Here is a 22647-nt window from a genome sequence, read left to right on the forward strand (position 1 = left end):
TGCCGAGCGTGGAATCAGAAGTCAGTCGAGTTCAACTCATTCATGATCCGCGCGCGATGCACGACGATCCGTTACTGGATGGTCTGCTCGCTCTATGCATGTTGCACCAGAAGCCGGCCAGTGCGGCGATGCTCACCACTGGCCTGCCGCTGCCCAAACAACGCCTGAGTGTCGAGTTGCTGCCCCGTGCAGCGGCTCGCGCCGGGCTGCAGGGTCGGGTGCTGCAACGCAAGCTGGAAGAGATTCCGGCGATTGCCATGCCGGCGTTGTTGCTGCTCAAGGATGGCCGCAGTGCTGTCCTGCTCGGCTGGCAAGGTGACAACGAAGCACGGGTGCTGCTCAGCGAAAGTGATGGCGGCGAATCGGTGGTCAGCCGCGAACTGCTGGCCGACGACTACACCGGCAAAGTGTTTTTCGCCCAGCCGCAGCACAAATTCGACGTTAATCACGGCACGCTGATCCCGCGTGCGCGCTCGTGGTTTCGCGACACCCTCAAGCGTTCGCGCTGGTTGTATGCGGATGCGATCGCCGCGAGTTTCCTGATTAACATCATCGCCATGGCCGCGCCGCTGTTCGTGATGAACGTCTACGACCGCGTGGTGCCGAACCAGGCCGAAGCGACCCTCTGGGTGCTGGCGCTGGGCATCACTGGTGCCTACATTTTCGACCTGATCCTCAAGAGCCTGCGTAGCCTGTGCCTGGATCTGGCCGGCAAGAAAACCGACCTGATCATCTCCGCGACGCTGTTCGAGCGTATCGTCGGCATGGCCATGAAGTACCGCCCGGCACGGGTCGGCAGCTTCGCGCAGAACATCCATGAGTTTCAGAGTCTGCGCGACTTCCTCGCCTCGCTGACCCTGACCAGTCTGATCGACCTGCCGTTCACCATCCTGATCTTCATCGTCATCGCGATTCTCGGCGGGCATCTGGTGTGGATTCCGGTGCTGGCGTTCCCGATTGCGCTGTTGATCGGCTATGCGTTGCAAAAGCCGCTGGTAGCGACCATGGAACGCACCATGGCCCTCGGCGCCGAGCGTCAGTCGAGCCTGATCGAAACCCTCGCCGGCCTCGATGCGGTCAAGGTCAACAACGCCGAAAGCGAACGCCAATACCAGTGGGAACAGACCATCGGCACCCTCAGCCGCCTCGAGCTGCGAGTGAAAATGCTCTCCGGTCTGGCGATGAACATCACCCTGCTGATCCAGCAACTGGCCGGGGTGATCATGATCGTCTTCGGCGTGTATCAGATCATCGCCGGCAACCTGAGCATGGGCGGTCTGATTGCCTGCTACATGCTCAGTGGCCGTGCGCTCAGCCCGCTGGCCTCGCTGTCCGGTCTGCTGACCCGCTACCAGCAGGCGCGGGTGACCATGACGTCGGTTGATCAGATGATGGAGCTGCCGCAGGAGCGCAATTTCGAAGAGCGTCCGCTGAGCCGCAAGGTGTTGCAGGGCGCGATCGAGTGCCGTCAGTTGAACTTCACCTACCCGGAACAGCAGAACCCGGCGCTGAAGAACATCAACCTGGTGATCCGTCCCGGCGAGAAGATCGGCATCATCGGCCGCAGCGGCTCGGGCAAGAGTTCGTTGGCGAAACTGCTGGTCGGCCTGTACCAACCGGACGACGGCGCATTGCTGGTGGACGGCGTGGACATCCGCCAGATCGACGTCAGCGAGCTGCGCTACAACATCGGCTACGTGCCGCAGGACATCCAGCTGCTGGCCGGCACCCTGCGTGACAACCTGGTCTCCGGCGCGCGCTATGTAGAAGACGAGCTGGTACTGCAAGCCGCCGAACTGGCCGGCGTGCACGAATTCGCCCGCCTGCATCCGCAAGGCTATGAGCTGCAAGTCGGCGAGCGCGGGCAGAACCTGTCCGGTGGCCAACGGCAGAACGTCGCACTGGCGCGGGCGCTGCTGCTCAACCCGCCGATCCTGCTGCTCGACGAACCGACCAGCGCCATGGACAACACCGGCGAAGAACGCCTCAAGCAGCGCTTGGCTGCCGTGGTTGAAAACAAGACCGTGGTGCTGGTGACGCACCGGGCCTCGCTGCTGTCGCTGGTCGACCGCCTGCTGGTGGTCGACCGTGGACAGATTCTCGCCGATGGCCCGAAAGCCGCCGTGATGGAAGCGTTGAAGAAGGGGCAGATCAGTGTTGCTTAAGTCGGGTGTCAGAGAGTCGATCCGTCGCTACTTCAAGGGTTCTGCCTCGCTGCAGGGCCAGCCGCTGCCGGAGGTCAACAAGGCGCTGATCGAGGACGCCCCGCGCGTCGTGCGCCTGACCATCTGGGCAATCATCGGCTTCTTCCTGTTCCTGCTGTTGTGGGCCAACTTCGCGGTCATCGACGAAGTGACCAAGGGCGACGGCAAGGCGATTCCGTCGTCGAAGATCCAGAAAATCCAGAACCTTGAGGGCGGGATCGTCTCGGAAATGTTCGTCAAGGAAGGTCAGATCGTCGAGGCCGGCGCACCGCTGATTCGCCTGGACGACACGCGGTTTGCTTCCAACGTCGGCGAAACCGAAGCTGATCGACTGTCGATGCTGTTGCGCGTCGAGCGTCTGAGCGCCGAGGTCGATGACCGTCCACTGAATTTCCCTGAAGACGTGCTCAAAGCCGTGCCGGGCCAGGCGAAAAGCGAAGAATCGTTGTACATCAGTCGTCGTCAGCAACTGCACGACGAGATCGGCGGTTTGCAGGAGCAGTTGATCCAGCGTCAGCAAGAGCTGCGCGAGTTCAGCTCCAAGCAGGCGCAGTATCGCCAGCAACTGGGATTGCAGCGCCAGGAAATCAACATGTCCGAGCCGCTGGTGGCGCAAGGCGCGGTGTCGCCGGTCGAGGTGCTGCGACTCAAGCGTGCCGAAGTCGAAACCCGTGGTCAGCTCGACGCCACCACGCTAGCGATCCCGCGCGCCGAATCGGCCATCAAGGAAGTCCAGCGCAAGATCGACGAGACTCGCGGCAAATTTCGCAGCGATGCGCTGACTCAGCTCAACGAAGCCCGCACCGACCTGAACAAGGCCCAGGCCACCGGCAAAGCGCTTGAAGACCGGGTCAGCCGGACGCTGGTCACCTCGCCGGTGCGCGGCATCGTCAACAAGTTGCTGGTCAACACCATCGGCGGTGTTATTCAGCCGGGCAGCGACATGGTGGAAATCGTGCCGCTGGATGACACCTTGCTGGTCGAAGCCAAGATCCGTCCGCAGGACATTGCGTTCCTGCATCCGGGGCAGGAAGCGATCGTCAAATTCACCGCGTACGACTACACCATTTATGGCGGGCTGAAAGCCAAACTGGAGCAGATCGGTGCCGACACCATCACCGACGAAGACAAGAAAACCACCTACTACATCATCAAGGTGCGCACCGAGCGCAGCCACCTGGGCACTGATGAAAAGCCGTTGCTGATCATCCCGGGGATGGTGGCGTCGGTGGATATCATCACCGGCAAGAAATCGGTGTTGAGCTATCTGCTCAAGCCGATCATTCGGGCGCGGGCCGAGGCGTTGCACGAGCGGTAGGTCTTCAGCGCGGCACATGGCCCCTTCGCGAGCAAGCCCGCTCCCACAGTGGATCCCGGTCGAACACAGAACTTGTGTCCACTGAAGATCAAATGTGGGAGCGGGCTTGCTCGCGAAGGGGCCAGCAAAATCACCACACCCCTGTCAGTAAGTGACACAAATCGTCACTCACCATCCAGTCCATTCCTCACCATCCGCCATATCGTTATTCATTAACAGTATTTAATTTCCCGTTCTTATAGCTTTAAAGTCATCCACCTGCGTACCTGCCGACCAATCGGCGCGCCGCACGACCTGAACCGACACGCAATCCAGCGTGAGTGTCTGATCGACGTGCGCGCCTGTGAGCGCGCCGTGCGTGGGAGATTGAAAGATGTCCGCAGCTACTGCCACCCCTAGCGCCGCGACTGCCGCGCCGCAAAGCTTTGAAATTCGTCCGTTCAGCGGTGCCGTCGGTGCCGAGATCATCGGCCTGGACCTGACCCGGCCGGTCAACGATCAGGACTTCGCGCGCATTCATCGTGCGCACCTGGATCACCACGTGGTGGTGTTCCGCGACCAGCGCATCACCCCGCAACAGCAGATCGATTTCAGCCGCCGCTTCGGCGTGTTGCAGATTCACGTGCTCAAGCAGTTCCTGCTGGCCAATCACCCGGAAATCCTCATCGTTTCCAACATCGTCGAGAACGGCCAGAGCATCGGCCTGGGCGACGCCGGCAAGTTCTGGCACTCCGACCTTTCCTATAAAGAGCTGCCGAGTCTCGGCTCGATGCTGCATGCGCAGGAATTACCGTCCGAGGGCGGCGACACCTTGTTTGCCGACATGCACAAAGCCTGGGACAGCCTGCCCGAGGCCCTGCGCAAAGCCGTGGAAGGCCGCTCTGCCGCGCATTCCTACACCGCGCGCTACAGCGAAACAAAATTCGAAGGCAACTGGCGTCCGACCCTGACCCCGGAGCAACTGGCGCAGGTCGCCGAAGTGGTGCACCCGATCGTTCGCACTCACCCGGAAAACGGCCGCAAGGCGTTGTTCGTCAGCGAGGGCTTCACCACCCGCATCGTCGGTCTGCCGGAGGACGAGAGCAAACAACTGCTCGCCGAGCTCTACGCCCACAGCGTGCTGCCGCAAAACATCTACCGCCATCAGTGGCAGCCCCACGACATGGTGTTCTGGGACAACCGTTCGCTGATCCACCTCGCCGCCGGCTGCCCAGCGCACCTGCGCCGCAAGCTGTATCGCACGACCATTCAGGGCGACGCGCCTTTCTGATTTGCCGGAGATTCGATCATGTCCAAACGTCTTCCATTCGCACCGCTGGCGGCGGCCATCGGCCTGGGTTTCAGCCTGCTTGCCGGCAGCCTGGTGGCGCCGACCGTGGCCCACGCCGAAGGTGAAATCCGCATCGCCGAACAGTTCGGGATTGTCTATTTATTGCTCAATGTGGTGCGCGATCAGGGCCTGATCGAAAAGTACGGCAAGCAGCAAGGCCTCGACATCAAGGTCGACTGGACGCAGCTCTCGGGCGGCGCGGCGGTCAACGATGCGCTGTTGTCCGGTTCCATCGACATTGCCGGCGCCGGCGTCGGCCCGCTGTTGACCATCTGGGATCGCACCCACGGCAAGCAGAACGTCAAGGCAGTCGCCTCGCTCGGCAACTTCCCGTACTACCTGGTCAGCAACAATCCCAAGGTCAAAACCATTGCCGACTTCACCGAGAAGGACCGCATTGCGGTACCGGCGGTGGGCGTGTCGGTGCAGTCGCGCTTCCTGCAATTCGCCGCGGCCAAACAGTGGGGTGACAAGGAATTCAATCGCCTCGACAAGTACACCATCGCCGTGCCGCACCCGGATGCGACCGCTGCGCTGATTGCCGGCGGCACCGAGCTGACCGGGCATTTCTCCAACCCACCGTTCCAGGATCAGGCGCTGCAGAACCCGAACGTGCACGTGGTGCTCAACTCCTACGACATCCTCGGCCCGAACTCGCCAACCGTGCTGTTCGCCACCGAGAAATTCCGCAACGACAACCCGAAAACCTACAAGGCCTTCGTCGAAGCGCTGACCGAAGCCGCGCAATTTGCGCAGAACGATAAGGGCGCGGCGGCGGACACCTACATCCGCGTGACCAAGGCCAGGATCGACCGCGCCGAGCTGCTGAAAATCATCGACAACCCGCAATTCGAATTCAGCGTCACGCCGAAAAATACCTATCCACTGGCCGAATTCCTCTACCGCGTCGGTGCGATCAAGAACAAACCGGAATCGTGGAAGGACTACTTCTTCCAGGATGCCAAACCGCTGCAGGGGAGCTGATCGAGATGAATGCCCCTTTGCAAGGCCACGCGGCCAGCAACCCGGTCGCCAGTAAACAAGCGCTGCTGGCGGTGGATAACGTCAGTCTCGAATACCGCACCCCGCAACGGGTGGTACGCGCCACTCATCAGGTCAGCTTCGAAGTCGATCCGGCGGACCGCTTTGTGCTGCTCGGCCCGTCCGGCTGCGGCAAGTCGACTTTGCTCAAGGCGGCCGCCGGTTTCATTGCGCCGAGCGAAGGCGAGATTCGCCTGCAAGGGCAGCGGGTCGATGAACCGGGTCCGGATCGGATCGTGGTGTTCCAGGAATTCGATCAACTGCCGCCGTGGAAAACCGTCAAACAGAACGTGATGTTTCCGCTGCTGGCCTCGCGCACGCTGAAGAAAAAGGAGACCGAAGAGCGCGCGCTGCACTATCTGGAAAAAGTCGGTCTGGCAGCATTCGCCGACGCCTATCCGCACACCCTGTCCGGCGGCATGAAGGCGCGGGTGGCGATTGCCCGGGCGTTGGCGATGCAGCCGAAAATCCTTCTGATGGACGAGCCATTCGCCGCACTGGATGCGCTGACCCGGCGCAAGATGCAGGAAGAATTGCTGCTGCTCTGGGAAGAAGTGCGCTTCACCTTGCTGTTCGTCACCCACTCGATTGAAGAGGCGCTGGTGGTTGGCAATCGCATCCTGCTGCTGTCGCCACATCCGGGGCGGGTGCGCGCTGAAGTGCACAGCCATCAATACGATCTGCAAAGCCTCGGCGGCGTGGCGTTTCAGGAATCGGCGCGGCGCATTCACCGTTTGCTGTTCGATGAGGGCCAGTCGCCGGAAACCGAGCGTGACCATGACTTCAACGACATTCGTATCGCTTATTGAGCGTTCTGGAGGATTGCCCGATGAGCCAGCCATCGTCTGTACGACAAGAGTTTGAAACCGTCCTTGAACCATTGACCAGCGTACCGCTCGAGCGCGAATTGCCTCTAGGCCAACGCCTGTGGCAACAGGGCTGGTTGCGTAAGAGTGTGATCCTGATTCTGCTGGCGATCCTCTGGGAAGTGATCGCCCGGGTGCAGAACAACGACCTGCTGCTGCCGAGTTTTCTGCAGACCAGTCATGCGCTGTATGACGGCCTGCTCAGCGGCGAGTTGCTGGGCAAGGTGTGGATATCGTTGGTGGTGCTGATCAAGGGTTACCTGATCGGCATCGTGCTGGCGTTCGCCCTGACCACGCTGGCGGTGTCGACCCAGTTCGGTCGCGATTTGCTGAGCACCCTGACCTCAATGTTCAATCCGCTGCCGGCAATTGCCTTGCTGCCGCTGGCCTTGCTCTGGTTCGGGCTGGGGCAGAACAGCCTGATTTTCGTGCTGGTGCATTCAGTGCTGTGGGCGCTGGCGTTGAACACCTACGCCGGTTTTCTCGGCGTTTCGGAAACCCTGCGCATGGCCGGGCGTAATTACGGGCTGAAGGGCATGCGTTTTGTGCTGTTCATTCTGATTCCGGCTGCGCTGCCGTCGATCCTCGCCGGGCTGAAAATCGGCTGGGCGTTTGCCTGGCGCACGCTGATCGCCGCCGAACTGGTGTTCGGCGCTACCAGTGGCAAGGGCGGGTTGGGTTGGTACATCTTCCAGAACCGCAATGAGCTGTACACCGACAAGGTGTTCGCCGGGTTGGCGGTGGTGATTCTGATCGGGTTGTTGGTGGAGAATCTGGTGTTCGATACGCTGGAGCGGGTGACGGTGAAGCGTTGGGGCATGCAGCGGTAATTTGTGTTGTTCCCCCGCCCCTTCGCGAGCAAGCCCGCTCCCACATTTTGGAATGCGTTTCTCCTGTGGGAGCGGGCTTGCTCGCGAAGGCGTCGGTTCATGCGCCACCGGTTTCAAGGATGTTTGCTAGCATTGCACCCAGATCAATCCAGATCAGCCAAGAGTGCTCAGCATGCAACTCCCGGACATGAACCTTCTGGTCGCCCTCGACGCCTTGCTCGACGAGGGCAGTGTGGTCGGCGCCGCGCGGCGGATGAACCTCAGCCCCGCCGCCATGAGCCGCACTCTGACGCGGATCCGCGAGGCGATCGGCGATCCGATCCTGGTACGCGCCGGTCGCGGCCTGGTGCCAACCCCCAAAGCCCTCGAATTGCGCGAGCAGGTGCGCGATGTCGTCGAGCAAGCGGCGCTGCTGTTTCGCTCCGCCGACAGCGTGGATCTGGGCACCCTGCGCCGGCGCTTCAGCATTCGCGCCAACGACTTTTTCATTGGCGTATATGGCGGCAAGCTGTTCGATACCCTCGACCAGCAGGCGCCACACTGCGAGTTGCGCTTCGTCCCCGAGGGCGATGGCGACGACGAAGCGCTGCGCGAAGGTCGGATTGATCTGAGTGTCAGCAACACCCGTCCGGTAACCCCGGAAGTCAAAGTGCAGAACCTGTTCTCCACGCATTTCGTCGGTCTGGTGCGTGAGGATCATCCGTTGCTCGACGGCGAAGTCACCGCCGAGCGCTATGCCGGCTACTCGCATATCAGCATGTCGCGCCGTGGCATTGCTCGCGGCCCCATCGACACCGCGTTGAACGCCCTGGGTCTGGAGCGGCGGGTGGCGGTGATCGCTCCGAGTTTCCACGCGGCGATGTTTGCCTTGCCCGATTCCGACCTGATCCTGCCGGTGCCCAAGGAAGCGTTGCTCAGCGTGCGCCGATTGTGCCTGAAGCTGCGCTCGTTCAACCTGCCGATCCCGTTGCCGACGCTGATGCTGACTCAGGCCTGGCACCCGCGCTTCGACAAAGACCCGGCGCACCGCTGGCTGCGCGAAACGCTCAAGGCGTGTTGCGACGAAACCTGGCTGGCCGCGCAACCCTGACACCGAATCAATGTGGGAGGGGGCTTGCTCCCGAAGGCGTCGTGTCAGGCAATGCATAGGGTGCATGACCCACCGCTTTCGCGAGCAAGCCCGCTCCCACATTGGATATTCATTGCTGCACTGAGCGCACTTATAACCTGCCAATAAGTCAATTTTCGTCAGCAGTAAGCCTTACTAAAATGCTCCGGTATTTTTCCTTCCGGAGTGTGTATCCATGACATCCCTGTCGGTTCCGGCGCCCATTGCTGCGGCCAGTCCGGCGACGGCGGCTGCGCCACCGGTGTTCGGGGCGCGAATCATCACCGGCCTGGTTGGTGTGCTGCTGGCGGTGCTGGTCTCGGGCCTCAACGAAATGGTGACCAAAGTCGCACTGGCCGACATTCGGGGCGCGCTGAACATCGGTTATGACGAAGGCACCTGGCTGGTGTCCTGCTACGCCGCGACCTCGGTGGCGGCGATGGCGTTCGCGCCGTGGTGCTCGGTGACCTTTTCGCTGCGCCGTTTCACCCTCTGCGCGATCAGCCTGTTCACGCTGCTCGGCGTGCTGTGCCCGTTCGCCCCCAACTACGAAAGCCTGCTGCTGATGCGCACCCTGCAAGGGCTGGCGGGCGGCGCGTTGCCGCCGATGCTGATGACGGTCGCCCTGCGTTTTCTACCGGCCAACTTCAAACTCTATGGTTTGGCCGGTTATGCGTTGACGGCGACTTTCGGCCCGGGTCTCGGCACGCCGCTGGCTGGCTTATGGAGTGAATACGTCGGCTGGCAGTGGACGTTCTGGCAAATCATCGTGCCGTGCCTGATTGCCATGGCAATGGTCGCTTGGGGGATTCCGCAGGATCCGTTGCGCCTGGAGCGCCTCAAGACCTTCAACTGGAAGGGCCTGCTGCTGGGCTTCCCGGCGATCTGCATGCTGGTGATCGGCTTGCTCCAGGGCAATCGGCTGGACTGGTTCGAGTCGAGCCTGATCTGCGGTTTGCTCGGCGCCGGTTCGCTGTTGCTGGTGGCGTTTCTGATCAATGAATGGTCGCAGCCGATTCCGTTTTTCAAGTTGCAGATGCTCGGCATCCGCAACTTGTCGTTCGCGCTGATGACCCTGGCCGGGGTGCTGGTGGTGTTGCAGGCGGTGGTGCTGATTCCGTCGAGCTACCTGGCGCAGGTCCAGGGTTATCGCCCGGTGCAGACCGCGCCGATCATGCTGATCGCCGCGTTGCCGCAGTTGATCGCGCTGCCGCTGGTGGCGGCGCTGTGCAACTTGCGTTGGGTCGATTGCCGCTGGGTGCTCGGCATCGGTTTGAGCATGTTGACCCTGTCCTGCCTGGGCGGCTCGCTGCTGACTTCGGAGTGGATCCGCGACAATTTCTACGTCCTGCAATGGCTGCAGATTTTCGGTCAGCCGATGTCGGTGCTGCCGCTGTTGATGCTCTCGACCGGCAGCATCCAGCCGCAGGACGGGCCGTTCGCTTCGGCGTGGTTCAACACGGTCAAAGGCCTGGCGGCAGTGATCGCCACCGGCGTCATCGAAGCACTGACCACCGCGCGCCTGCATTTCCACTCGACCATGTTGATCGACAACCTCGGCAACTCACCGCTGGCCGATCGCAGCGACCCGGGCCTCGCCCATCGCCTGCACGAACAGGCCGTGGTGCTGACTTCGTCCGATCTCTATGTGTGCATGGCCGGCGTCGCGGTGGCGCTGATCCTGCTGATTTTCTGGCTGCCGACGCGGATCTTTCCGCCCCGTGCGCCGACCTGATTGCTTCACTGATACCGAAGGTTTTTATGACGACTCAAGCAAAGCAAAAACTCGCGGTGGCCGTGGCGGCCGCACTGGCGGTCGGCGTGTTGCTGTACCTGGCGGTGCCGGGACTGTTCGGCAAGCGCACCCAGCAAAACACCAACGATGCGTTTGTTTCCGCCGACTTCACCCTGGTGGTGCCGCGCGTGGCCGGATTCATCAAGGAAGTGCTGGTGGAAGACAACCAGCAGGTCAAGGCCGGGCAGTTGCTGGCGCTGATCGATGATCGCGATTTGCGCGCCGCCGCTGAAGCGGCCGATGCGCAAACCCTGGTCGCCCGCGCTCAGTTGCAAAACGCCAAGGCGACGCTGGAGCGGCAGACCTCGGTGATTGCTCAGGCGCAGGCCTCGGTGGTCTCGGCCAAGGCAGAAATGGCCTTCGCCCAGCAGGAACTCAATCGCTACAACCACCTCGCCGGTGTAGGTGCCGGCACGGTGCAGAACGCGCAACAGGCCCGCACGCGTATTGATCAGGCAACCGCTCGGCTCGATACCGCCAGCGCGAAGCTCGCGGCTGAACGCAAGCAGGTCGAGATTCTCACCGCGCAGCGCGATGCTGCCGAAGGCAATCTGAAGCACGCGCAAGCGGCGCTGGAAATTGCCAGTTTCGAGCTGTCGTATACCCGGATCACCGCGCCGCAGGACGGCATGATCGGCGAGCGTGCTGTGCGCGTCGGCGCTTATGTCACGCCGGGCAGCAAGCTGCTGGCGGTGGTGCCGTTGCAGCAGGCGTATGTAGTCGCAAATTTTCAAGAAACCCAACTGACGGACGTGCAGCCGGGCCAGCACGTGCAGGTACGCGTCGACAGCCTTGGTGGCGAGGCCTTGAGCGGTCGCGTCGAAAGCATCGCCCCGGCGACTGGCGTGACATTCGCCGCGGTGAAACCGGACAACGCCACGGGTAACTTCACCAAGGTCGTGCAGCGGATTCCGGTGAAGATCGTGCTTGAACCGGGTCAGCCGTTGGCCGAGCGTTTGCGTGTGGGCATGTCGGTGGAGGCGAGTATTGACACTCGCAGCTCGGCGCCGGCGGAGCGCGAGGTGACTCAGCGATGAACAGCGTTGATAGAACTGACGCCTTCGCGAGCAAGCCCGCTCCCACAGGGATCTCCGTTTGGAACAAAGATCTCCAGCAACCTGCCAATCACCCGTGGGAGCGGGCTTGCTCGCGAAGAGGCCAGTGGCAGCAACTCACCCTCGGTGCATTGCTCGCTATTGGCCTCAGCGCCTGCACCGTCGGCCCGGACTTCCGCAAGCCCGAAGCCACAAAGATCGCCGACTGGGCCAAACCCGCCAAATCCGCCCCCAGCCAAGCCGTCAGCGAACCGCTGAACGAACGCTGGTGGGAGGTTTTCCACGACCCGCAACTCTCAGCCCTGACCCAGCGGGCGATGAACAGCAACCTCGATCTGCAACTGGCCAGCAGCCGCTTGCAACAAAGCCGTGCCGCGCGCCAAGTGATCACCGCGGATCGCTACCCGAACACCGCCGCTACCGGCAGCTACGCGCGTAAACGCAACAGTGGCGAAGGCCTGAATGACCCGTCCGGGCACAACGGCGATTCCGCCTTCAACCTGTGGGACGCCGGTTTCTCCGCGTCCTGGGAACTGGATTTCTGGGGCCGCGTGCGCCGTGAAACCGAAGCCGCCGATGCCAACCTCGAAGTCGCCGAAAACGACCGTCGCGGTGTGCTTCTGGCGGTGCTCGCCGACACCGCGCAGAACTACATCCAGCTGCGCGGCGTGCAAAACACCCGCGCGGTCACCGAGCAGAACCTCGACGTCGCCCGGCACAGCCTCAAGCTTTCGCAACTGCGCCTGAGCGATGGTGTGGCAACCGATCTCGACGTCGCCGAAGCCGCCGCGCAGGTCGCGGCCATCGAATCGCGCCTGCCGGCCCTCGAGCAGCGTCAGTCGCAATTGATCAACGCGATCAGCCTGCTGATGGGCGAACCGCCGCAGGCCCTGGCCAAGGAGTTATCCACAGACGGCGCGGTGCCGCAGTCACCGCTGCAAGTCGCCATCGGCCTGCCGTCGCAGCTGGCCGAACGCCGGCCGGACATCCGGCAGGCCGAGGCGCGTCTGCATGCCGCCACCGCCAACATCGGCGTGGCCAAGGGTGATTTCTATCCGCGCATCACCTTGTCCGGCAATCTCGGCTCGCAAGCGATGCAACTGAGCGATTTCGGTTCCTGGGGCTCGCGCGCGTTCGGTATCGGCCCGCAATTGAGCCTGCCGCTGTTCGACGGTGGCCGCCTGCGCGGCATGTTGCAACTGCGCGAGGCCCAGCAACAGGAAGCGGCCATCGCCTACCAGCAGACCGTGCTGCGCGCCTGGCATGAAATCGACGACCAACTGACGGCTTACAACGCCAGCCAACGCCGCCGCGACAGCCTCGCCGAAGCCGTACGCCAGAACCAGATCGCCCTGCGCACCGCACAGCAGCAGTACGTCGAAGGCGTGGTCGATTTCGTCAACGTCCTCACCGTTCAAGGCGCGTTGCTGGCGACTCAGGAGCAGTGGGTGGAGAGCTCGACCGGGGTGTCGCTGGCGATGGTCGGGTTGTACCGGGCGTTGGGCGGGGGCTGGGAGTCGGTGTATCCGGCGGGGGAGGTGGCGCGGCGCTGAGATTGCGCCTGAGGGAGCAAATCGGCGAATTCGATTGGCCACTATACGGCTATTGCACAGTGGAAGATTCACAGGTTGAAGCGGGTTATGGCTGTTCAGCCTGCGAAATTTTCGATTTTGATTTGCCCGTCGGGAAAGGTCGCGATGATTTCAAGTTCGCCACCCATTGCCCGGATATAGTTGCGCAGCGTGCTGATGTACATATCGGTACGGCGCTCCATTTTCGAGATGGCCGCTTGGTTGACGTGCAGCATTTCAGCCAGCGTGGCCTGGCTCAAGGCCTTGGCTTGTCGCAGTTCGTTAAGCGGCATTTCCTTGATGTGTTGTTCGTAGATCGAATCGGCAAGCGCCCGTGCTTCGGGTGTCATGCGTGCTTCGAGGTCGGCGAATTTCTTAGCCATTGTTGCAACCCTCTTTGCGCAATGTTTCGAGATGCTCATCGTACAGTCGATCGGCGAGCGGGACGTTGAGTTCATACCAGCGGTCCTGACCGGTTTTATCTCCACCGATCAAAAGCAGCGCGCAGCGTCTTGGATCAAACGCATAGAGCACGCGATACGGTCGCCCGCCATGCTGGACGCGCAATTCCCGTAAATGACCATGCCGCGCGCCATTGATTGCACTGCTATGCGGAAAACGCAGGCCTGGGCCGAATTGCCCAAGCAGTTTGACGCTTGCCGCCACAGAACTCTGCTCGCTCTCAGTCAGTTCTTCCCACCAGTTGCCGAACTCGTCGGTGTATTCGATATCCCAATTCATGGGCACTAATATGAGTGTTATGGAATATTCCATCAAAGTCATATTTTCGATGGGTTGACCATAGCGCTTCGGTCGGATTACAGCAAGCGTAACGGCACAGTGATGGCCTTTCGCTTGACGCTAATCCCCGCTGTCGTAGACTCCGCTCATCCGTCAGGGAGTAGCGGTTATGCAGCGTTTGCGCGGTTGGGTTATCGGATTGACCTTTGTTACGTGTGCAGTTCAGGCGCAAACGCCCGGGCCAGACGATCCGCTGCTGGATAACGCAGCGCCTGCGGCAACCACGGCGAGCAGTGAGGCGCGGGGTGTGTTGCGAGCTCGGGATCAGGCTACGCTGGCCAGTGAGTTGTCGGGGCGGATTGTCGAGTTGCCGTTCAGCGAGGGCGAGTCGTTCAAGAAGGGCGATGTGCTGGCGAAGTTCGATTGCTCGGCGTATCAGGCTCAGCTCAATGCAGCGCAGGCTGCCAATCGCGGTGCCGGTGAGGAGTTGGCGCACAACCGGCAGTTGGCCGCGCTCAATTCCGTCGGGCGTTTCGAAGTGGCGCGGGCCGAGGCCAAGGTCAGCGAAACCCAGGCGCAATCTCAGGTTTATCAGGTTCAGGTCAAACGCTGCAGCGTGGTCGCGCCATTCGACGGGCAAGTGGTCGAGCGCAAGGTCCAGCGTTTCGAAAGCGTGGCGGCCGGCGCGCCGCTGCTGGACGTGGTGGATAACCGCACCCTGGAGATCCACTTGTTGGTGCCGTCGCGCTGGATGGCCAGGCTTAAACCCGGCCAGACCTTCAGCTTTGTCCCCGACGAAACCGGCCAGCCGCTTGATGCCACGGTCAAACGCCTCGGTGCGCGCATCGACGAAGGCAGCCAGACACTGTTGCTGGTCGCCACACTTCCCGAAGCCAAGGGCTTGCTCGCCGGCATGAGCGGCACGGCGCACTTTGCGGAGCTTAAATGAACGCCCCGGTAGCCGGCGCTGCCGAGCAGGTGTTCGCGCGGTTCCTTGACCTCGAACGCCAGACCCGCGCCGCCCGCGATGCCTCGCAACTGGCCTACAGTCTGGTCAATGACGGCCAGTCGTTGTTCGGCTTTCGTCATGCAGCGCTGCTGATCGCCGGCAAGGTACAGGCGGTGACCGGCGTCAGCGCGGTGGAGCCGAATGCGCCGTTCGTGGCGTTTGTCGAGCAAGCCGTGACGCAGTTGTTCCAGCAGGATGTGCTGAAGCAGGCGCGGGTGATTACCCCGCAACTGCTTGCCGAGTCGATTCAGGCCGACTGGCGCTCGCTGTCGGCGGCGCAGGTGTTCTGGCTGCCGCTGATCGACCGCCAGGGCGAGGTGTTCGGCGGTCTGTGGCTGGCCCGCGATGTGCCGTGGAATCCTTCCGAACAAGTGCTGCTGTCGCAACTGGGCGACACCTACAGTCACGCCTGGCTGGCGCTGCAGCCGCGCAAACCGTGGCGCCTGCGCTGGACGCGCAAGCGTCAGGTGGCGTTGGTGGCGGTGCTGTTGCTCGGGTTGCTGATCCCGGTGCGCCAGTCGGTACTGGCCCCGGCGGAGGTGGTGCCGCAGGGCGGGCGCGTGGTCGCGGCGCCGCTGGACGGGGTGATCGCCGAGTTTTTGGTCAAGCCCAATCAACCGGTGAAAACCGGCGACCTGCTGCTGCGATTTGAAAGCACCACCCTCAAGGCCCAGGCCGATGTCGCCGAGCGTGCCTTGGGCGTGGCGGAAGCGGAACTGAAATCCAACTCGCAACGTTCGTTTGCCGATGCCGAATCCAGTGCCAGGGTCGATTTGCTCGCCGCCCGTGCCGAGCAAAAACGCGCCGAGCGCGATTACGCCCGCGAGTTGCTGGCGCGCAGCGAAGTGCGCGCGGAGCGTGACGGCATTGCAGTGTTCGCCGATGCCGAGCGCCTGACCGGCAGACCGGTGCAGACCGGCGAGCGGTTGATGGAAATCGCTGACCCGAATCAGGCCGAACTGCGCATCGAGCTGGCGGTGGGCGACGCGATTGCGCTGGCGCCGGGTGCCGAAGTTGCGCTGTTTCTCGACAGCGATCCGTTGCAGCGCCACCTCGCCACGCTGGAGCGCTCGGCTTACGAGGCGCAACCGACGGCGGGCGGGCAACTGGCTTATCGACTGGATGCCAATTTTGCTGATGCGCCACCGCGTATCGGCCTGCGCGGCACGGCAAAAATTTTCGGTGATCGCGCCCCGCTGGCCTTGTACCTGCTGCGCCGCCCTCTGGCCGGTCTGCGCCAGAGCGTGGGCCTGTAAATGTATCTGCCGAGCCTGCGTGCCGACCTGCAACTGTCGCCCGCGGCACCGGCACTGGACGGTTCACCGCGCTGGACCCTGGCCGATCCGGTGCGCGGTCGCTATTTCAAACTCGGCGCGGCGGCGATGCGTCTGTTGCGCCATTGGTCGCTGGGCGATGCCGAACAGGTGTTGCACGCCGCCAATCGCGAACCGGGCCTGCCGCTGGACGGCGTTGAGCTAGAGCATCTTTTGACGTTTCTGCGCGCGCATGACCTGATCAGCGCCCTCGACGATCAGCAGCGTGCCAGTTACTCGCTCAAGGCCCTCGCGCAACGCCAGAGTCTGTGGAAAATCCTGCTGCATCAATACCTGTTTTTCCGTATTCCACTGTGGCGCCCGGACGCCTTTCTCAACAGCGTCTGGCCCTGGCTTGAGCGCTTCGGCCCGCGGGTGTTGCGCTACGGTTTGCCGCTGACGCTGGGTCTGGGAGTGTTTCTGGTGTCGCGGGACTGGCAGCGCTTTGTCGGTACTTTCCCGCACCTGTTCAGCCTTGGCGGCGCATTGGCGTTCGGCGTTGCGTTGTTCTTTGCCAAGCTGTGCCACGAGTTCGGCCATGCATTCATGGCCAAGCGTGCCGGGTGTCGGGTGCAGAGCATGGGCGTGGCGTTCATGGTCTTGCTGCCGATGTTTTACACCGATGTCAGCGATGCCTGGCGGGTCAATGATCGGCGTGCGCGGCTGCTGATCGGTGCCGGTGGGGTACTCGCGGAACTGCTGCTGGCGTGCATCGCGCTGCTGGCCTGGTCGCTGTTGCCCGATGGCCCTGGGCGCACGGCAGCGTTCATGCTCGCCAGCGCCACGTGGATCACTACACTGGTGGTCAACCTCAACCCGTTCATGCGTTTTGATGGTTATTTTCTGCTCAGTGATCTGTGGGAGGTCGACAACCTTCAGGGGCGAGCCTTTGCCCTGTGTCGCTGGCGGTTACGCGAATTTTTGTTCGGCTATGGCGCTCCGGCGCCGGAGCCTTGGTCGCCGAAGATGCAACGGCGTTTGCTGATCTGGGGGTATGGCTCGTGGTTGTGGCGCGCGGCGTTGTTTTTCGGGATCGCGCTGGCGGTCTATCACCTGTTCTTCAAGGTGTTGGGGATTTTCCTCATGCTGGTGGAGCTGGTCTGGTTCATCTTCCTGCCGATCATGAATGAGTGGCGCCAGTGGTGGAGCCGCCGCGAACAGGCGCATGGCCCGCGTGTGCTGCTCAGCAGCCTGGCTGTGCTTGGTCTGCTGCTGGTGCTGATCGTGCCGTGGCGCAGCGCGGTGGAACTGCCGACGATGCTTGAGAGCGGCCGGGCCAGTGCGTTGCATGCGCCGGTGGCGGCGCGAGTCAAATCAGTCAAGGTCGCGGATGGCCAGAAAGTCGCTCAGGGCGATGTGCTGATCGAACTGGAGTCGCCGGACCTCGATTCGCAGCAGGCCATCGTCCGTCGGGAAATCCAGATCCAGCAATTGCTGATGCGCCGACAGGCCGGTCGCAGCGAAACCGCTGCCGACGCCAGTATCATCGAGCAACGCCTCGCCGAAGCCGTGGCGCAATATCGTGGTCTGAGCGCTCGACGCGAGCGCCTGCTGTTGCGCGCGCCCCATGCCGGCACTGTGCGTGATCTGCTGCCGAATCTGACGCCGGGGCGCTGGCTGTCGAGCAAGGATGCGCTGGCGCGGGTGGTCGAGGACGGTTTGCGCCTGCGCGGCTATATCGCCGAGGCCGAGTTGTGGCGGGTCAAACCGGGTGCAACCGGGCGGTTCATCGCCGATGATCCGATGCATCCGGCGATCAGCGTAAAACTGGATGAAGTCGATACCAATGGCGTGGCTTATGTCGATCAGGAGGCGCTGACCTCCGATCATCACGGGCCGATTGCCGTGCGCCGTGATCAACAGCAACGAGCCGAGCCTGTACAGGCGCAATATGGCGCGCGATTGACAGCGCTGGATCAGCCACCAGCCCCGGTTCAGCCGTTGCGCGGTGTGGTGGTGTTGCAGGGCAGGGGCGAGTCGGTACTCGGCGTGGCCTGGCGCCGGCTGGCGGCGCTGGGGGTCAGGGAAAGCGGTTTCTAGGGAGCGTGAACATGGCGAGCAACGCAGATGTGACGGCAGACGGATTGGTGGTGCGACCTGCGCGGGCCACCGACGAGCCGTTTTTGCACCACCTCTATCAGTCGGCGCGCCCGGATCTGCAATGGATCGACGGCGAGCAGGAAGTGGTGCAGCAAGTGATCGCCCAGCAATTCCAGGTGCAGGAACAGGGCGTGGGTGAAAACCATCCCAACGCCATGCACTACGTCGTGGAAAAACTCGGCACGGCCATCGGTGCACTGAGCACCGACTTCGGCCCCAATGAAATCCGCGTGTTATACATCGCCTTCATCCCCCAGGCGCGGGGCAAGGGTTACGGCCGCGCGGTATTGCAAGGCGTGCAAAAGGCCGCGCAGCAGGTTCGCTGCCCGGTGGCAACGGTGGTCTGGGCCAACAACCCCCACGCGCGGCAACACTATCTGGCGTTGGGTTTTGCGGTGGAGGAGCGTAATCCGGCGGCGGAGCGGCTGGTGTGGTATCCGCAATGAGGTGGGATTTCAGTTGAAGGAAATACAGAAATAACCCAGTTGCGGATCCCGCCCCATTGCTGGCACTCGTGACACGAAAATATCCTCCACTCGCCCCAGTTCCGGCAGTTCCAGTGCGCACAGGCCGTCGACGAACCCGGTCGGCACCAGACTGTTGAATTCGAGGCAGAACGGCATGCGCTCGCTGTAGCGCGTCTTCGCGGCGGGGACTTCGTCGAGGTACTCGATGTGGATCGGCAGCGCCGTGCCATCCGGCAGGTACAGCGTGTGTTGCTGGCCCAGCAATGCCTGGACGTGTTGGATCTGAACCGTTTGCAACATGGTCTGACTCCAGTGAAGAGAAAAACGGTCGGGGGCCCGAGGCCCCCGACAGTGGTTCAGTTGCGCGAAGGGAACAGCCCGTTCAGGGCAATGCTGAAGTTGACGACCAGAGAGGGGTTGACGATGGGCAACGGCTGACTGCCGCCCGTGGAGGAAATGTCCCCGGTGACAGTCGTGGTCAGGCCTTTGATGGGAACCGGCGTGGCACCTTGGGCATCGGAATAGATGTTCGCCGAGCCAGGGCCGCCGCCGGACGCGCCGATGTACGAGTTGGTGGCGGTCGGCACGGTCGCCGGATTGCTTGCAGGCACAGCCAGTTGCAGGGCGGTGTTGGCAGAAAGGCCGGTCATCGCGTGGGTGTGGTTAGGCATGTTGGCGATCGTGGCCGTGACGTTTTCCGTGCCATACACCTGACCGATGACACGCGGCGTAAGCCCCTGTCCGTTACCCTGTGCCACGGGTACGCGACCTTGCAGGTCAGGCAACTGAAAATTGGTCGTGCCGTTGCCGCCGTAGAAGGTGCCCAGCAAAGCGAACAATGCCTGGTATTGCGAGATGCTCAGGATTTGTCCGTTGCACAAGGCCCAGCCACTGGGGGCGAAGTTGAAGGCGAACGGTTGAATCGTACCCATAAAGACTTCCATGGTTCCTCATCCTTCTGTTATGTGGTCGGCGCGCCGCGCGTTAGCCTTGGTTGCAGGACAGGCACAGATGCTGTGCTGACGCCTTGCGTTTGCGCGGGCAGGTCACGCCAAGCGGTAGCGTAGACCCGGATCGGCGGACTTGCCGGACGTCGTCGTGGCCGCGCGTCGACTTCGACTCTGGCCTACAGTGTGCGCAATGAATGGCGCTGGTTTTTACTCGGTAAATCTGTAAGGGAAGGTTGATGGAAGCGCGTCGCGAGACTCCGCTGGGGGATACCCAGGACCCGTTTGCCGCACCGAATGCCGGTGTCCGGCGTTTATGGCGCTGGGCTCGCCGGCAGTGGCTGATACCGATTCTGTTGTTGGCGACGGTGGTGCGTTTTTATGACCTGAACGCCGCCGCGATCTGGGGCGACGAAGGCTCAAGCCTGTTGCTGGCGAACTATTCGCTGAGTGGTATCTGGGAGCACGCGGCGTTCGACGTGCATCCGCCGTTGTATTTCATGCTGCTGCACGGCTGGATCGGGTTGTTCGGCGACACGATTCTGTCGATCCGCAGCCTCAGCGCGCTGGCCGGCATCGCCACGGTCGGGCTGGGGGTGTGCCTGGTCGATCGCCTGGCCACCCGCCGCGCCGCGATCATTGCCGGGGTGCTGCTGGCGTTGCTGCCGACGGCGGTGCGCTACAGCCAGGAAGTGCGCATGTACTCGCTGCTCGGCCTGCTCCTGATCGGTACGACACTAGTGCTGATCTGCTGGGTCAGGCGCCCGCAGCGCCACCGGTATCTGCTGATCTATGCATTGCTGATGAGCGCCGCGTTGTATACCCACTACTTCGCCGTGCTGGCGGCGCTGAGCCATTGGCTGTACCTGGGACTGATTCGCCTGCTGCCTGGCTATCGCCTGCGGCATATCCAGCGCAAGGACTGGTGGCTGGCCAATCTGGCCATCGTTGTGCTCTACCTGCCGTGGTTGCCGAACCTGCTTGATCTGACGCAACACATGGAAGAACTCAAGGTCGGTGGCGATGTGGGCTGGGAAGATCCAGTGACCCTGTCCTCGCTGCCGTCGATGATCTGGCTCTGGTTGATCCAGGATGAAGGCGAGCATCTCCCGTTGCTGCTGTTCTGCGGCGTACCGCTGGCTCTGCTGGCGCTGGCGGGCGTGGCCGTGGCCCGCGACCGCAGCGTGAACCATGGCAGCGTTTTGCTGGCGCTTTACACCGGTGTGCCGTTGTTGCTGGTGTTCGCGGTGTCCTTCATCAGTCCGGTGTTCATCGAGCGTTACCTGACAGCCTATGCGCTGGGATTGCCGATGCTGGCGGCGCTGGCCATCGACCGGTTGTACCGCCGCGCTCGTGTGCTGGCAGTGGCGGTTCTGGTGTCATGGGTCGGGGTTGAGCTGGTGGGCGTAAACACCAACGCCACGGTCGACCCGCACGATCAGTTCAATGTCATGGTCGATTACATCAACCGGCATTTCGTCAGCGGTGACCGGATCGTCACCAGCGACATGCTCTGGTATCTCAGTTACGTCTACTACAACCGCACTGACGCTCAGGTGCGCCTGTTTACCCCGCCCGCCGCCGATGGTCGTTCGACGCGCCCGAATCACTACGGTTTCGGCACCCTGGTGTCTGAGGAGGTCTATCTGGATCGACTCGACGACCTGCCCAAGGGCAGTGCTCGCGTCTGGTTGATCGGTGATCTGGATGTGGACGTGCCCGATCCGTTCCGACCCTTGCCGAAGAACTGGCAGTTGCGTGATCAGACCCATGCCGGCGGCGCGAATGCGCGACTTTTTTCGTTGACCACCGATAACGGGACAGCGATGCAATGACTTAAACGGTTCACCTTTTCTTTGGCGATAAAAACAGATCTTCATAGTCCGTTTTGCTCTGTTTTGATATCAAAACACTACTAGTCGAAAGGGTATTGTTGGACTACGCTCGTCGGACAAAAGGACTTACAAAGTAGGGTGAAGGGATTGCAGCAGTTCCACTTTATCTCCGGCTTGCCGCGCTCAGGCTCTACCCTGCTTTCTGCGATTCTTCTGCAGAACCCGCGCTTTCATGCCGGCATGACCAGTCCGGTCGGCGCACTCTTCTCCGGTGTCCTTGAACAGTGCGGCGCCGGCAGCGAATTCGGCGCGGTGATCGACACCGAAATGCGCCGGCGCCTGCTGCGCGGGCTGTTCGATTCCTACTATGCCGACAAGGCTGACAAACCGGTGGTGTTCGACACCAACCGGCAGTGGAGTTCGCGCCTGCCGGCGATCAGCGATCTGTTCCCCAAAGCCAAAGTCATTGCCTGCGTGCGCAACGTCGCCTGGGTGATGGACAGCCTGGAACGGTTGTACCGCGCCAATCCTTATGAAAACACCAAGCTGTTCGGCGATGCTGTCGAACGCAACACGGTCTACAGCCGCTGCGAAACCCTGGCCCAGCGCAATCGTCTGGTTGGTTTTGCCTGGGCAGCGCTCAAAGAAGCCTATTACGGCGAGCAAGCCGATTCGCTGCTGATCGTCGATTACGACTTGTTGACCCAGGCCCCGGAGCGGGTGCTGCGGCTGGTCTACGACTTCATTGGCGAACCCTGGTTCGAGCACGATTTCGAACACCTGGCCTATGACGCGCCGGAGTTCGACCAGGCCCTGGGTGTGGCCGGCCTGCACAAGGTCAAACCCAAGGTCGCCCTGCAGTCCCGACGCACGATTCTGCCGCCGGACCTGTTCAAGCAATACGCCGATCTGTCCTTTTGGCTCGATGGCTCAGCCAGCGCTGCCAATGTGATTCGTATGAAGTCCGACGCCGCGATCAGTTGATCGCGGCGTTTTTCATTGATGCGTTTACAACTGTTCGAGTCCGGGTGAGCAACATGTGGTGGAGCAAGCAAAAGTTGCGGGTAACCGAAGGCCAACGGACGCTGGCTGCGCCGCTGATCATGTCGCTGGAACC

General features: G+C 62.1%; 20 protein-coding genes. 16 read left to right on the top strand and 4 right to left on the bottom strand.

Features of this window, described 5'->3' with window-relative positions; all coding sequences use genetic code 11:
• Positions 1-8 precede the first annotated feature (8 nt).
• From ACOYXI_RS20145 to ACOYXI_RS20190, 10 genes are all read left to right on the top strand, one after another.
• A complete protein-coding gene (locus tag ACOYXI_RS20145) occupies positions 9-2165 on the top strand; it encodes a type I secretion system permease/ATPase (RefSeq protein ID WP_027611114.1) in 2157 nt (718 codons plus the stop codon).
• Complete coding sequence (locus ACOYXI_RS20150) at positions 2155-3522, top strand: HlyD family type I secretion periplasmic adaptor subunit (protein WP_461675219.1); 1368 nt, start codon at positions 2155-2157, stop codon at positions 3520-3522. The genes ACOYXI_RS20145 and ACOYXI_RS20150 overlap by 11 nt, the downstream gene beginning before the upstream one ends.
• Positions 3523-3895: 373 nt before the next feature.
• Complete coding sequence (locus ACOYXI_RS20155; protein ID WP_461675220.1) at positions 3896-4792, top strand: TauD/TfdA dioxygenase family protein; 897 nt, start codon at positions 3896-3898, stop codon at positions 4790-4792.
• Between the two features lie 18 nt (positions 4793-4810).
• Positions 4811-5836, top strand: coding sequence for an ABC transporter substrate-binding protein (locus ACOYXI_RS20160; protein ID WP_183784463.1), 1026 nt, complete (start codon positions 4811-4813; stop codon positions 5834-5836).
• 5 nt (positions 5837-5841) lie between these two features.
• Complete coding sequence (locus ACOYXI_RS20165; protein WP_461675221.1) at positions 5842-6702, top strand: ABC transporter ATP-binding protein; 861 nt, start codon at positions 5842-5844, stop codon at positions 6700-6702.
• A 20-nt stretch (positions 6703-6722) separates the two neighbouring features.
• The gene (locus tag ACOYXI_RS20170; RefSeq protein WP_003220459.1) at positions 6723-7589 is read left to right on the top strand and encodes an ABC transporter permease; all 867 of its coding nucleotides are present in this window, start codon (positions 6723-6725) and stop codon (positions 7587-7589) included.
• A 172-nt stretch (positions 7590-7761) separates the two neighbouring features.
• A complete protein-coding gene (locus tag ACOYXI_RS20175) occupies positions 7762-8679 on the top strand; it encodes a LysR family transcriptional regulator (protein WP_461675222.1) in 918 nt (305 codons plus the stop codon).
• Between the two features lie 214 nt (positions 8680-8893).
• On the top strand, positions 8894-10432 hold the full coding sequence (locus tag ACOYXI_RS20180; RefSeq protein ID WP_134785127.1) for an MFS transporter: 1539 nt from the start codon (positions 8894-8896) through the stop codon (positions 10430-10432).
• Between the two features lie 26 nt (positions 10433-10458).
• Positions 10459-11529, top strand: a complete 1071-nt coding sequence (locus tag ACOYXI_RS20185) for an HlyD family secretion protein (protein WP_134785128.1) — start codon at positions 10459-10461, stop codon at positions 11527-11529.
• Complete coding sequence (locus tag ACOYXI_RS20190; RefSeq protein WP_461675223.1) at positions 11526-13100, top strand: efflux transporter outer membrane subunit; 1575 nt, start codon at positions 11526-11528, stop codon at positions 13098-13100. Before ACOYXI_RS20185 ends, ACOYXI_RS20190 begins: the two co-directional genes overlap by 4 nt.
• Before the next feature lie 95 nt (positions 13101-13195).
• Here the strand turns inward: ACOYXI_RS20190 and ACOYXI_RS20195 are convergent, their stop codons facing one another.
• The gene (locus ACOYXI_RS20195) at positions 13196-13501 is read right to left on the bottom strand and encodes an XRE family transcriptional regulator (RefSeq protein ID WP_098966556.1); all 306 of its coding nucleotides are present in this window, start codon (positions 13499-13501) and stop codon (positions 13196-13198) included.
• A complete protein-coding gene (locus ACOYXI_RS20200) occupies positions 13494-13859 on the bottom strand; it encodes a type II toxin-antitoxin system RelE/ParE family toxin (RefSeq protein ID WP_047290723.1) in 366 nt (121 codons plus the stop codon). The genes ACOYXI_RS20195 and ACOYXI_RS20200 overlap by 8 nt, the downstream gene beginning before the upstream one ends.
• Positions 13860-14028: 169 nt before the next feature.
• Here ACOYXI_RS20200 and ACOYXI_RS20205 point away from each other — a divergent pair, with 169 nt between their 5' ends.
• From ACOYXI_RS20205 to ACOYXI_RS20220, 4 genes are read left to right on the top strand one after another with little or no spacing between them, the layout of a single operon-like run.
• The gene (locus ACOYXI_RS20205; protein WP_098966558.1) at positions 14029-14808 is read left to right on the top strand and encodes an efflux RND transporter periplasmic adaptor subunit; all 780 of its coding nucleotides are present in this window, start codon (positions 14029-14031) and stop codon (positions 14806-14808) included.
• Entirely contained in the window at positions 14805-16124 is a 1320-nt protein-coding gene (locus ACOYXI_RS20210; protein ID WP_098966560.1) for an efflux RND transporter periplasmic adaptor subunit, read from the top strand. Before ACOYXI_RS20205 ends, ACOYXI_RS20210 begins: the two co-directional genes overlap by 4 nt.
• Entirely contained in the window at positions 16125-18221 is a 2097-nt protein-coding gene (locus ACOYXI_RS20215; RefSeq protein ID WP_461675224.1) for an efflux RND transporter periplasmic adaptor subunit, read from the top strand.
• Positions 18222-18232: 11 nt separating this feature from the next.
• Entirely contained in the window at positions 18233-18727 is a 495-nt protein-coding gene (locus tag ACOYXI_RS20220; protein WP_098966563.1) for a GNAT family N-acetyltransferase, read from the top strand.
• 9 nt (positions 18728-18736) lie between these two features.
• On the opposite strand, the gene ACOYXI_RS20225 is transcribed toward ACOYXI_RS20220, so the two are convergent.
• Both ACOYXI_RS20225 and ACOYXI_RS20230 read right to left on the bottom strand, forming a co-directional pair.
• Positions 18737-19048: a hypothetical protein gene (locus ACOYXI_RS20225; protein WP_134785131.1), complete on the bottom strand. Its 312-nt coding sequence runs from the start codon at positions 19046-19048 to the stop codon at positions 18737-18739.
• Positions 19049-19104: 56 nt separating this feature from the next.
• On the bottom strand, positions 19105-19692 hold the full coding sequence (locus ACOYXI_RS20230; protein ID WP_098966567.1) for a phage tail protein: 588 nt from the start codon (positions 19690-19692) through the stop codon (positions 19105-19107).
• Positions 19693-19934: 242 nt separating this feature from the next.
• On the opposite strand from ACOYXI_RS20230, the gene ACOYXI_RS20235 reads away from it, so the two are divergent.
• Both ACOYXI_RS20235 and ACOYXI_RS20240 read left to right on the top strand, forming a co-directional pair.
• A complete protein-coding gene (locus ACOYXI_RS20235; RefSeq protein WP_461675225.1) occupies positions 19935-21530 on the top strand; it encodes a glycosyltransferase family 39 protein in 1596 nt (531 codons plus the stop codon).
• Between the two features lie 138 nt (positions 21531-21668).
• A complete protein-coding gene (locus ACOYXI_RS20240; protein ID WP_461675226.1) occupies positions 21669-22514 on the top strand; it encodes a sulfotransferase family protein in 846 nt (281 codons plus the stop codon).
• Positions 22515-22647: the final 133 nt, after the last annotated feature.

The sequence above is a fragment of the Pseudomonas sp. G3-19 genome (assembly GCF_054855875.1).

Excerpts from the sequence above, each read along its gene's own strand:
- ACOYXI_RS20200 (WP_047290723.1), bottom strand. The coding sequence starts at position 13,859 with ATGAATTGGGATATCGAATACACCGACGAGTTCGGCAACTGGTGGGAA.
- ACOYXI_RS20175 (WP_461675222.1), top strand. The coding sequence starts at position 7,762 with ATGCAACTCCCGGACATGAACCTTCTGGTCGCCCTCGACGCCTTGCTC.
- ACOYXI_RS20180 (WP_134785127.1), top strand. The coding sequence starts at position 8,894 with ATGACATCCCTGTCGGTTCCGGCGCCCATTGCTGCGGCCAGTCCGGCG.
- ACOYXI_RS20160 (WP_183784463.1), top strand. The coding sequence starts at position 4,811 with ATGTCCAAACGTCTTCCATTCGCACCGCTGGCGGCGGCCATCGGCCTG.
- ACOYXI_RS20215 (WP_461675224.1), top strand. The coding sequence starts at position 16,125 with ATGTATCTGCCGAGCCTGCGTGCCGACCTGCAACTGTCGCCCGCGGCA.
- ACOYXI_RS20155 (WP_461675220.1), top strand. The coding sequence starts at position 3,896 with ATGTCCGCAGCTACTGCCACCCCTAGCGCCGCGACTGCCGCGCCGCAA.
- ACOYXI_RS20205 (WP_098966558.1), top strand. The coding sequence starts at position 14,029 with ATGCAGCGTTTGCGCGGTTGGGTTATCGGATTGACCTTTGTTACGTGT.
- ACOYXI_RS20185 (WP_134785128.1), top strand. The coding sequence starts at position 10,459 with ATGACGACTCAAGCAAAGCAAAAACTCGCGGTGGCCGTGGCGGCCGCA.
- ACOYXI_RS20220 (WP_098966563.1), top strand. The coding sequence starts at position 18,233 with ATGGCGAGCAACGCAGATGTGACGGCAGACGGATTGGTGGTGCGACCT.
- ACOYXI_RS20165 (WP_461675221.1), top strand. The coding sequence starts at position 5,842 with ATGAATGCCCCTTTGCAAGGCCACGCGGCCAGCAACCCGGTCGCCAGT.
- ACOYXI_RS20235 (WP_461675225.1), top strand. The coding sequence starts at position 19,935 with ATGGAAGCGCGTCGCGAGACTCCGCTGGGGGATACCCAGGACCCGTTT.
- ACOYXI_RS20210 (WP_098966560.1), top strand. The coding sequence starts at position 14,805 with ATGAACGCCCCGGTAGCCGGCGCTGCCGAGCAGGTGTTCGCGCGGTTC.
- ACOYXI_RS20190 (WP_461675223.1), top strand. The coding sequence starts at position 11,526 with ATGAACAGCGTTGATAGAACTGACGCCTTCGCGAGCAAGCCCGCTCCC.
- ACOYXI_RS20170 (WP_003220459.1), top strand. The coding sequence starts at position 6,723 with ATGAGCCAGCCATCGTCTGTACGACAAGAGTTTGAAACCGTCCTTGAA.
- ACOYXI_RS20230 (WP_098966567.1), bottom strand. The coding sequence starts at position 19,692 with ATGGAAGTCTTTATGGGTACGATTCAACCGTTCGCCTTCAACTTCGCC.
- ACOYXI_RS20225 (WP_134785131.1), bottom strand. The coding sequence starts at position 19,048 with ATGTTGCAAACGGTTCAGATCCAACACGTCCAGGCATTGCTGGGCCAG.
- ACOYXI_RS20195 (WP_098966556.1), bottom strand. The coding sequence starts at position 13,501 with ATGGCTAAGAAATTCGCCGACCTCGAAGCACGCATGACACCCGAAGCA.